The sequence below is a fragment of the Methyloterricola oryzae genome (assembly GCF_000934725.1).
GTDB classification, from domain to species: domain Bacteria; phylum Pseudomonadota; class Gammaproteobacteria; order Methylococcales; family Methylococcaceae; genus Methyloterricola; species Methyloterricola oryzae.
This window is the reverse complement of the sequence record NZ_JYNS01000036.1, coordinates 1-11259: the sequence shown is the minus strand read 5'-3', so window position 1 is coordinate 11259 and position 11259 is coordinate 1. Positions and strand designations below refer to the sequence as shown.

The window sequence follows — 11259 nt, the reverse complement described above, 5'->3', positions numbered from 1 at the left end:
TGGGGCGCCGCAATTGGCTATTCGCCGGAAGTCTGCGTGCCGGTCAGCGCGCGGCTGCCATCATGAGCCTGATCCAGTCGGCGAAACTCAATGGTCACGACCCCTACGTCTATTTGAAAGACGTGCTCACGCGACTTCCGACGCAACCCGCCCATCGGATTCATGAACTTCTGCCGCATCGCTGGCAGCTTGAAACCACTCCCGCTTAGTTCCTCCAAGCGCGATCCGATTCCGGATTGCGTCAACATGGGATCGCCACGCGCTTACGATGAACCAGCGACATAGGATGTCGAGAAATTCAAAACCCGCCTCTACGGTGGCGGCTTCGGAAGAGAGGCGCGGGGAAAACTCAGAACGGGAGGCAATGTAGATGAAGTGCTCCCAGGGGATCTTGGGAACCACGCGAATTCGCAGGTGGCCTAGCTGCACGACGCCAATGACTTCACGGAAGGTGACGTCGTAGCGACCGTTATGTTTTGAGCAGACCTCAATCACGCTGCGGTTTTCGATAGGCTGAGCATCTCCCCACCATGCTCGCGTGGAAGCGAGCTTAAGCCCTATTCCTGACAAAAGAGCGGCGTCCGCCTTGGCTATGTCCAAACAGGTAGTCTTGGATTCAACCAGTTCGAAATCAGTTGCCATTGACAGCTGGCCAGAACTTTTCTAAGCGAAATTCTTTCGCGAGGTCGGGTTGGTCAAAGAAGTATTCCTCGATAAGTGGGAAGACGCGGCGAGTCCAGATCTGGCGCAAAGTTTGGGCGTCCATGTGCTCACGCATGAAGAAGGTATGTCCGATCGTGTGGTGCCGATCGAGCTCTTGCTCCAGCATTTCGTTCAGGCGGACGAAGCCTTCCACTAGGCCAATCAACGATGGTTGCGCACCGTCGAAATGTTTCCGCAGGATCTCAGGGTCCGGGCCGAGCTCGAAGACTTCGAAACGGCGCCGCAATGCGACGTCAATCGAGCGAATACTGCGGTCGGCAGTGTTCATGGTGGCAATGAAGCTCAGGTTGGACGGTAAGCTGAAGTCCCCCGCATACTGGAGGCGCACGGGTTGCTGGCGGTACTCGAAAAGGAACATGAGCTCACCGAGAACCTTGGGTAGATTTGCCCGGTTGGCTTCATCAATAACAATAACGTGATTTTGATTGGTGTCATTCAATGCGCCGATTCGAGTCATTTCGTTGACGCAGCTAAGCACGAGGCCTGGGGTGACTTCGAACGAGATACTGCCGCCGCGAGAAATGGGTCGAAGGCCTTCAATAAATGATTCGTAGGTGTAGCTCGGGTGAAACTGGACAAAGCGAATGTTTTGTTCGATACCACGGGCTAAGTAGTGTGCGAGGGCCCGCGCAACCCAGGTCTTGCCGGTGCCGGGTGGGCCGGACAGAATGATTTGCGGGGAGTTGCCGCGGAGCACGGCAAGCATTTCTTCAAGAACTGGGCGTTCTAGGCCCGTTTGTTGGGTGAGCCATTCCATAGGTATTTCTGGCCTTGGGGTATAAGTCTCGATCGGTACTGGCTCGCGTGCGCTTGGTGCAGCGGGATTGTCGTCGTAGACGTAGCCGAAGGTACTTTGATTCAGAAGGCTTTCGGGAGTGGATAGGCCCGGCACAATATCAAAATTTCTAATGCTTTTCGGTGGGTCGAGGAGTTCTAATTGGTCGATACGGAACCAGGTTTTGAAGATTGACGATTGATCCTCGGAATTTCGCGTCTTGTCTCGATACAATTCATCGGTCAGGGATGGCCAAGGCGATTGCATACCGGCGTTTCCCCGGCTATTGGCATACTCGGTGACGCGAAGTTTGGCTCCGAGGACGCCGTTTCCGCTGTAAGCATAGAGATTAAAGGGAGTTGACAGGCGGGAGAGAGCTTCGTCCTTGATCGGGAAGCTCCACCACGATGCCCATCCGCCATTCTGTGCAATTTTTGCCTGGATTGCGTGCGCTTGGGCTTGGACTTCTCGCCATGTTCCGATGAGGGCTAGCGGCCGGGGATCTCGCATTGGTGTGCTACCGGGTTCGCGGCGAGCAACGATGGCATCGTAGGTTTCGAGTAGGGCGTGAAGGTCGCTGAGCAGATCGGCCTCGCTCGGCATTGCGTCACGAACGTAATGCTTTGCGGCGATCGTTGAGGCTTCATAAAGCTTGCCAAGCTTTCCTTCCGTATGGAGGTTTGTCCGTCCCGACAAATCAAAGCCTTGCTCGGCAAGATGTAGGCATCGAGGACGCAACTCGGCTGCCCGTCGGCCCAAAATTTCTTCTGCTTTGACGCCGAATTCCTTGTTTGGCGCGGTGACGCCTTGCGCTATCTTCACATACAGACCATTTCCGCCTTCTTCAAAGAGGTAGACGATGTACGTGCCAGCTTGGGTGGTGTCGGTCTCGCGGTGGTCCAGGAGCGATATCCATGGGATTGCAGCCCAGTTACCCTTGCCGTACGAGGCGACCACATTTATGTTTGGAAAGCTTCGTACTGCCGCCGAATCTCTCAGAATTCGACGGGCTTCTGTGAACAGCTCTTTGATCTCATGGTTGCCTGCGAATCCAATGGTCCTTCTGGCATCGTCGTAGCGCTCCAAAATCGTTTTGAAGACCGAATCAAGGGTCGTCTGGTGCAATTTGGTTACATCAAAGCCTAGAGCGTTTAGGTAGTTGTTTGATTCAGGTCCTCCCGAGAACTCTCTCACTGAAAGGCCTGTGGCTATGGAAATGATTTTTTTGGGCGGATAGCGTTTCCCATCGTGTGCCAATGCCCAGACCTGCGACGGATTATTTTCCCAGGTGCGCCATTCGTCCGTGGGCAGCAGATTGGAGTCGAATTCTTGAATCGCCTTGAGAATTTTATCTCTGGTGACGCGTGGTATAGACATTCACATTCTCCCTATGCACTTCTGGGTGCTTATTGCCCCGATCTCGGCATGCCATAGCTATGGCTCCCTCAATGCTACTCGAAAGCCGCTTGCCAAGTGGAAAGTCGGCAAAGCAAACCTGGCGCCGACGCTGAGAAATTTCCGCTTTATAAACGGGTGGATAGCGAGAAAGGCCGCGTCTGCGTCGGACTGCTGAAAATATGGCGGATCGCCAGAATAGGGAGGGCGGCATCACTTCTTCTGGCAAGTCGCTCATTGAGGTGGTCTAAATGCAATTCGAAAAATTGCTTAGGCGCCATTGTTCACTGTCGAAACCACAGTTTGACTACCTCGTGGCGATTGCTCTTTAGGTTCCCGACCTTCGCCTGACCCAGATCCACCCTTCGGCCCGGGCCGAGTCGAAGTCTTCTGGAGGAACGGCCAATCCGTCGATAAAATCTTTAGCAGCAGCTAGGCAAAGACAGGCATCAAATACGTCCACATTTCCGTCTGCATAGCGCTGCAGATCTGGGATCTCCGCAGTTAGCGCATTGGCTATTGAGTCCCGAACGTCCAGTTGTTCGTCCCTCTTTTTGTAACCCGAGTGCGGTAGATTGCATGCGGCCAGAGTACCGGCTGGATAGACTTCGATTGCAGCAACCCCCGAAAATTGGGGGGACCACGCTAATGGAATTGATTTTCTGCTTGCCGAGCGAAGCTGTTGAAGGATCTCCAGCGCGCTATGAGCCGCCCGAGCAATTTTGTCGGCACCTACCTCCAGAGGCTTCTTGCGCAGGTACTTGTGTATAAATCGGTCCGTATGGCGTTGGAACAGCATGTCCTTTTCGGTCGCAATTACTTCACCGGCGCGGTGCTTGCCTAGCTCCGCTGCAAGGGTCGAAGGCCAACCCAAGGGTGCGTCGATTGCCACCAGTGCCTGATTCGCCGCGCGCAGGCTTGGCACGATCTTGGCCTGAATTGCGTTTGCCTGCCCCCTGTTCTCGATGAGGCCCGCTGACTCGATCCGCACGCACCTTCCGTCATACTGGCCAATCGCATAGCCAAAATTTGAAAGAGACGATGCTGCATCGAGTCCAATTAATAACATGGGAGGCTATTCCGCAACCTCCTCATAATCCTCAATTACCTTGTCGGACAAATGGGTCAGATGTTTCAAGTCGCCTAGGTCCCGGATGCTGTCATAGGACAGATAGGTGCACATTTCAGAGAGGGCGCGCCCTTCCAGCAGCGAGAAAACGGGACGCTGGATTTCCTGAAGGACTTTCTCGCGTTTCTCGGCGGGAGCGACGATGTGCAGCTTGACATTGATATTGGGCTGCAGGGCTACCAGGTCCGCCATGCGCAGCAAGCCGGAGTAGACCGAGGTTGTGTGTTCGACCTCGAACGCTCGCACGATAGAACGCTTTTTCAACCAGAGCACGTCGATCTGCTCGATGGTCTTGGTGGTAGTCGAATCGTAGCCAAGCGGCAGCTCCTCGAGCAGTTCGCCATCCTCAGCCTTCCAGACCTTCAGCACCCGGCCGCGGTCTGATTTGGGCAGCCAGATCTTAAAGCCCATGAGCGTGCCGATCTGGGCCAGGAGTCCCTGTATCTGCATCGACTCTCGGACCGAATCGACATCAGGGACTACCTCCTCGACCTCATTGGTCAGGGTGGGCACGGTGACGGTGACCTTCTTGTCTTCCCGCTTGACGGTGTGCTCGCCCTTCCAGGCGTTCTTGAAGGGGAGTGAATAGAAGAACACCGATAGGGTCCGGGCGGAACCCGTCAGACCCAAGGCCCGGACGCCATCGAGAATCACCTGATTCGTCGTCACGATGCGGGTTCCGACCGAGGCTGTCTCCCAGTCGAAAGGAACCGGAAGGCCTAGAAATTCGATGACGGCACGCCGGTCGTTCAAGGAAATCATGGAGAGATTGTTAATGGGGTCATAGGCTGCCAGGAAGGCGCTGATCGTGTTGCCGCTTGGCCCCGTCAGGTTATTCTTTTGCCCCGCATTCTTGGCGTAAAGCTGATCGATCAGGGCCGCCTTGCTTAGCGGCACAGTTTCCGCAAGCACCTTGTCCACCAAGCCGCCGAGTGCCGGCTTGGTGTGGAATTCATTGAACATTCGGCGCCAGGCCCCTTGTGGCACCATGGCTTTGGCAACCGCTTCGCTGTTCTTGGTGTTGCCCTTGCCATTGCGGTCCAGTATCCGGATCACCTCATCGCATTCGGCATCAGCGATCGGACCAGGGTCAGCCGACAAGACCCGCTGATGCCAGAACGCCTTGAAACTTTGGCTCAGCTCTTGCCAAACTTCGTCCTTGGAATACGCGTCGTAGCTGGTCAAGAAGTCCTGAAACAGGGCCGCCACGTTGGCCTTGGCATCCATCGTCATGCCTCTTCTTCTGCGCGGACACCCAGGTCATTGGCAATTTCCCGGAACTGCGCCAGAGCCGCCTCCAGGTCCTCGACAATTTCGGCTGCGATCACATCCGGCGCGGGCAGGCTGTCCGAGTCCTCCAGGGATTCATCCTTGAGCCAGAAAATGTCCAAGCTAGCCTTGTCCCGGTTGATGATTTCCTCGTATTCATAGCAGCACCAGCGGCCCTCTGGGCCTGTTCCTGCCACAGTGTTGGGTTCTATGGACCAGGTCGGAGAGCGGTTGAGGCGTGTCAGCAGAGCGGGCCTTTTCGGGTTGCCGGGTTCGCGCAAAGCGGCGGCTTCCTCGAGGCTGAGCCCCAAGTAGCAGCGGACGAAATCGCCCAGGTCCTTGCGTTCCAGCGGGTTGGTCTTCAAGGTGAAGTGCATGTTGGTGCGCAGATCATAGATCCACAGCCGTTTGGTCCAGGGGGTTTCACTGGCGGGTTTTTTGTCAAAGAACAGCACGTTCGCCTTCACGCCTTGGGCGTAGAACAGGCCCGTAGGCAAGCGCAGCAGGGTGTGGACGTCGCATTCCTGCAGGAGCTTGCGGCGGATGGTCTCGCCGGCGCCGCCCTCGAACAGCACGTTGTCGGGCACCACCACGGCGGCACGGCCGTTCTGTTTCAGCAGGGTTTTGACGTGCTGGACGAAGTTGAGCTGCTTGTTCGATGTAGTGGTCCAAAAATCGCCACGTTCGACGATATCGCGCTCCTTGCTGACCGTGCCTTCCTCGCCGACGATGGTCGTGCTGCTCTTCTTGCCGAAGGGCGGATTGGTCAGAACCAGGTCGAAGCGGTCACCGGGATCGGCGGCCAGCGAGTCGGATACCACGATGGGCTCGAAGTCTTGACTGCCGATGCCGTGCAGCAGCATGTTCATGGCGCATAGCCGCGCCGTGGCCTGCACCAGTTCCCAGCCCTTGAAGGTTTCTTCCTTGAGCGCCCGCCGCTGGTCCTTGGTTAGATGAGGGTTGTGCCTGACCACATAATCGTGGGCGGCCAACAGAAAGCCGCCAGTGCCGCAGGCCGGGTCGCTGATGGTTTCACCCGGCTTGGGCGCCATCACATCGACAATGGCCTGGATCAGCGGGCGCGGGGTGAAGTACTGCCCTGCGCCGGACTTGGTGTCCTGGGCGTTCTTCTCCAAGAGGCCCTCGTAGGCATCGCCTTTCACGTCGGCACTCATGGACACCCAGGTTTCCTTGTCGATCAGGTCCGCGATGAGGCGCCGCAGCTTGGCAGGGTCCTGGAACTTGTTTTGCGACTTGTTGAAGATCAACCCTCGCAAGACCTTCTGGTTGCCCAGCACCTCCAGGGTGCGGCGGCAATGATCGAACAGCGCGTCACCGTCCTTCTGGATCAGGTTGGGCCAGCCGTAACTGTCCAGTTCTGGGCTGTCTTGGTTGTAAGATGAGCACCTTCGTTCGTCAGCCATATTGAGGAACAGCAGGTCTGTTAGTGGCTCAACATAGTTGCCATAAGACGTGCCGTCGTCACAAATCATGGGTCAAAGGTTTCCAAGCTTCTTGTAGGTGTCTGCTACTGTAGCGTGGGATCCCATTCATTATGCGGGGTGAGCCTGGCTTTCTCGTGAACTGTCGTTTATTCACGCTTCGATTTTCTGGCCCCGTTTCTGATATGGCGCACGAGCCATAGCATTCATTCATCCACATCTTCAAAGATCGAACGTGAGCCATCAGATTCGTTACCATGAGGTCTTCTGTCAAGAAACTCGCCGGAGTCCGGTTCCACCGGCATTTCTGATCGCAATTCTTCAACGACTTCGTCTATCCTATCCAATGCAAGGTCGATATAACATATAGCATGAATGTCGTCAGTGAATACTTCTCGGTAGTCTTTTAATGTGCTTTTAAGGTCGCTAAAATACTCATCCGGATCGTAATCCCTATAGTAATTTAACCTCCAGTTATAAATATTTTCTTCGAGATTTGGTAGTAGCGCTTCTTTTACGTAACTTAGTAACTCGTCAATCTCTGATTTCGTGAATATCTGCCGGATTTCTTCTCGCAAAAAACCTGAATCCGGCGTATCTATTGCCAGGTCGCGAATCTCTGAAATAGTGCTAAGCCTCTTCGCCTCAGGGAGAAGCCCAAATTGATTCAAGCGGACGAGTACATCCATATCTGATATGGCATACAGATAAGATCCAACCCAAAGGTTTGAGACAAAACCCGGATTCCTGCAAATATAGAGCTCAATAAACTCTTTATCGCATCGATATGCTAGGAAGCTATTTACCCTATCTTCATTCGCACGCTTCTCGCTATAAAACCCCTCGATTCGAGTCAATAGCGCTTCATAGCGGTCCGGTGGAACGATCACCTTGACACCTTCTATCTCCACATCTCCGCAGGACACCTCGCTGAAAAGCTTTTCAATCGGGGTGCCGGTAAGATACACATCGAGCAACTCACGGTCTTCTGCCACCAAGCTTGCAAATGCATCGCGAATGGTTGGGTGCTTAAATTTGATGAAATGCGCAGCTCCTTGACGTACCTTACAAAATAGGCTTCCTTCGAGCGCAGATAGCGCGTTTCGAACATCCGCCTGTGAACCGCCCAGAAGAGTGACGGCATTTTCTTCTTCCCTCTTGATTTCTAAAGGGCTTGGCAGCATTCCGCCCCGCATGAAGACGATAGCAAGCGCTGAGCGACTGCCCGCATCAAGAGTTCGTATGATCTCCTGGAGCAACTCCATTGGTTGCGCGACGAACTCACCTAACCCACGTGTCCCAACCTCAAGGTTCTTTGTGAAGAGCGGGCTACCCAGTCGCCTTGCTATCTCAGGGGTAAAGCGATGATGGGATGCAACACCCTCTAAGAATGGTTTAACTCTAGTCTTAAATTGAGAAGGCTGTGTCCCGAGTCGGATATGGTTGTATAGGATTTGCTCCCGCTCCTCCTTCGTCAATTGCTCTACATCTATTACTACTTGTGATTCATGAATAAGAGGAAATGCGGATTCCTTTAGGTGATTTCTCGCCGAGCGGTATATATAGTCGCGTGACGTTAAGACCACTCTAGCCCCCCGGCGAATTGCCGCATGCACATGGGGGAAAACACCGTTCCAATTTACTGTACTCGACCAGTCAAGTTGAGTAGCGCCGAAGGCGTCATCTACCCAAAAAAACTGTTTTGGTTCACGCGGATTCGAATGCCTAACAAAATCATCTGCGTCGCGGATCTTGAGTGTCGAGCAACTCCATTCATCAAGTGCTGCTACGGCTAATGCGGCGGCGATTGTTGACTTACCGCAGGCTGGCTCGCCGAGTAGAAGCACAAAACCATGCTCGACCAAAGCTTTGGCGCTCCTCTGATACGCATCAGTAATGACGAACTTCGCCAAGTCGTCGCCGAGCGCACTTAGTATCTCTTGTGCTTGGGCATATGCGCGCTCGTCTAATATTTGGCCCAAATCGCCAAGACCATACACTCGGGGAACAAGCATGCGTAGCCTGGGAGATTCACGAATGAGCTGAGATATCCGCTCTGAACCATAAACCGCGAAGTGCTTAATGCCCGGTATGGCTGCAAATGCCTCGCGAATCCTTTCATCTGACGCCCCAGTTAACCGCGAATTAGTAAGTAGAATGTAGTTGTCAGCAAGCCCCCGAGCCACAAGCCGCTCTGCCTTGGCTAGTTCGTCACTCAGATCAGAGAGCTTAATGGTAGTCGCGGGCTGGGATGTAAATTTACACTGAACCGTAAAAGATCCCTGAAGGCATTCCGACGCCTGGGTGGTCCATCTGCCATAGAAAGCCCCGTCACGCCCCCCGTCATGCGATTCAAAGAATCCTTGAACGGTCTGCCCCCATACTTCACTCACTACAGAAACGCAAAGCTGCTGAAAAGCCTTCCACCCAAGCGTGTGAAGCTCATAATTAACTTCAGATGCTTGAGCCTTCGCTGGCTCAAATGGAGCCATTACCGAAGCAACTCCGCAACTATAGCTTCAAGCTCTTGCGTAATCCTTGCCGGATCCGAGAAATGCTGAACACATTGATGGGTGTCTTTGAAGTGTTGCTGCAAACCAGCAGAAGCTTCCATGGTTTCTGGAAGCTTGACCACTCGATTATCGCCTGCTAAGTCAATTATTTCCGCATTCTTCCCCTCACCTATAGGCTTGCCGTCCATCTCCAGTAACGTGGCGTAACTCACCCCAAATGCATTTAGCACCTTCTGAAATTTTGGAATCTCCTCTTTATTGCCTGTAACAATGATGGAGACCCCGATTTCTTCCGGAAACTCCGTAAAAAGACCCAACTTCCGTCCCGTCGCGACGATACAGATCTCGTCTTGTTGCCCCTCAACAAGCACCACCCTTCGCGCAAAGAATAATTGGTTGTGCCTTAGGTCGAAGCTGTTCAAAAGCTTGAATGCTTTCTTCTCATTTACGTCACCGAGCACCCCGGCGCTACACTGGAGCACCTTGCTACCAACTGCGGCGTCAGTTTTCCGAAGAATCGCCACTCTCTCATAATCCGCAACGTGCAAAAATGCAGGTGAATGTGTCGAGTAGATAACCTGATCGTTCACATTGCCATCGTTAAGCCGGCCAGCACCAAATTCCTCTAGTGCTTGGAATATAAGCCGTTGTGATTGAGGATGGATGTATAACTCTGGCTCCTCGATGGCCAGCAAGATAGGCCTAATTTCTTTTGCTACTGGTTGCGCTTGATCCTCCTGATGATTTCTTGAATTCTTAATCAGCATTTGGAGCAAACCGAATACCACGCTGCGTTGAAGGCCGTGGCCTTTATCGAGGACATCAGTCAACACTCCATCATCAACCCGCAATGCAACGCCAGATGAAAAAAGGTCTTGCATCTCGGTAATTGCCACTTCGACTTGCACATGCTTTACAGATGGCATCAGCCTGGCGATAAGTTCGCGGAGCTGATTTTCTACGGCCGCTAGGCTTGGCATTCGCAACTCTTCTTGCGCTTCTCCAGCGGCATCAGCCGGATTCAACAACTTTTTGATCGTGCGTAATGCACCTTCTAGTTCTTGATATCTTGGGTCGGCTTTCAAGATGCGGTCTGATAACTGCCCCATAAGACGCCTAAAGACAGTCGATGAGGATCTTTTATCTATCTCATCTGAATAGTCCGTGATCGCTGGCAGAAGGTAAAAATCGGGTAGTAATCGCAACAGGTTTTGCTGAAAACCAAGAGCTTTTGCATCAGCTAACCTGGGTTCGTCGTATTCAATATCCTCGCGTTCAACCAAGAGCTTGCCCACACCCTGGTCATAACTCTTCTTGTCAACCTTGCCTTCGATCTTTACGTAATCGATGATCTCAAATTTCTCGGCGATCTCTGCCCATTTCGGCCTTCCCCCTTCATGCTCCACAACCTTTTCAACTGACAGCCACCAGTCTTTCGGCTCAGCAATATAGCCATGGAAAGCCACTTCTAATTTTGTCTTTCCCGACTTATCATCCACGCCTACCACACGCAATTCTTTGCGAATGACCAGCTTCTCACCCAGCAGGTATCGGCGAAGTTGCTTACGTTCATCTTGAGTGAGCTCCGAAAATTCCGACTCAACTACCATCGGCCGTCCTTTGTCAGGAACATCATCCGCCGATACTCCACCCGTTCCCGCAGATAGGAACCACTCGATAGCATGGAGCATATTTGATTTGCCGGCGTTGTTCTCCCCAACAAGCGCCTGTACTTGCTCTAAGGAAACACCGATTAAATCGCTCCGGTACGAGCCGTGACCCCGTAAAATAGCGGCATGACCAACCAATCTGACGGCCCCTTCGATGATCCAGCAGACCAGCCTTCTTGACCTGGCCCTGCAGTCCAAGAGTCGCGTCACGCGCCGCGAGATGTTTCTGGCCGAAATGGAAAGCGTAGTGCCTTGGGCTGAACTGGTAGCGTTGATCGAACCGGTGTATCCCAAAGGTCAGCGAGGCCGGCCGCCCATTGGCATCGAGCGGATGTTGCGCCTG

Annotated in this window: 9 protein-coding genes; 2 read left to right on the top strand and 7 right to left on the bottom strand. The window is 53.4% G+C overall.

Going from position 1 to position 11259, the window contains the following annotated elements; genetic code table 11:
* A partial coding sequence (locus EK23_RS22870; protein WP_145998773.1) for a transposase domain-containing protein occupies positions 1 to 209 on the top strand: 209 nt, incomplete at its 5' end.
* Here EK23_RS22870 and EK23_RS23855 read toward each other — a convergent pair.
* From EK23_RS23855 to EK23_RS20600, 7 genes are all read right to left on the bottom strand, one after another.
* On the bottom strand, positions 127 to 642 hold the full coding sequence (locus EK23_RS23855) for a hypothetical protein (RefSeq protein ID WP_045227295.1): 516 nt from the start codon (positions 640 to 642) through the stop codon (positions 127 to 129). The genes EK23_RS22870 and EK23_RS23855 overlap by 83 nt on opposite strands.
* Entirely contained in the window at positions 632 to 2875 is a 2244-nt protein-coding gene (locus EK23_RS22215; RefSeq protein WP_052808414.1) for an MrcB family domain-containing protein, read from the bottom strand. Before EK23_RS22215 ends, EK23_RS23855 begins: the two co-directional genes overlap by 11 nt.
* Positions 2876 to 3221: 346 nt before the next feature.
* Positions 3222 to 3962, bottom strand: a complete 741-nt coding sequence (locus tag EK23_RS20620) for a DUF429 domain-containing protein (RefSeq protein ID WP_045227294.1) — start codon at positions 3960 to 3962, stop codon at positions 3222 to 3224.
* Positions 3963 to 3968: 6 nt separating this feature from the next.
* Entirely contained in the window at positions 3969 to 5255 is a 1287-nt protein-coding gene (locus EK23_RS22210) for a type II restriction enzyme NmeDI-related protein (protein WP_145998772.1), read from the bottom strand.
* Positions 5252 to 6784 (bottom strand): HsdM family class I SAM-dependent methyltransferase, encoded by a 1533-nt coding sequence (locus EK23_RS20610; protein WP_097991057.1) that lies wholly within the window; start codon positions 6782 to 6784, stop codon positions 5252 to 5254. The genes EK23_RS22210 and EK23_RS20610 overlap by 4 nt, the downstream gene beginning before the upstream one ends.
* Positions 6785 to 6939: 155 nt before the next feature.
* Entirely contained in the window at positions 6940 to 9225 is a 2286-nt protein-coding gene (locus EK23_RS20605) for an nSTAND3 domain-containing NTPase (protein ID WP_045227293.1), read from the bottom strand.
* Positions 9225 to 11054, bottom strand: coding sequence for an ATP-dependent nuclease (locus EK23_RS20600; RefSeq protein WP_158002568.1), 1830 nt, complete (start codon positions 11052 to 11054; stop codon positions 9225 to 9227). The genes EK23_RS20605 and EK23_RS20600 overlap by 1 nt, the downstream gene beginning before the upstream one ends.
* Before the next feature lie 16 nt (positions 11055 to 11070).
* On the opposite strand from EK23_RS20600, the gene EK23_RS20595 reads away from it, so the two are divergent.
* Positions 11071 to 11259, top strand: a 189-nt coding sequence (locus EK23_RS20595; protein WP_045227291.1) for a transposase, incomplete at its 3' end; no start/stop codon positions are given.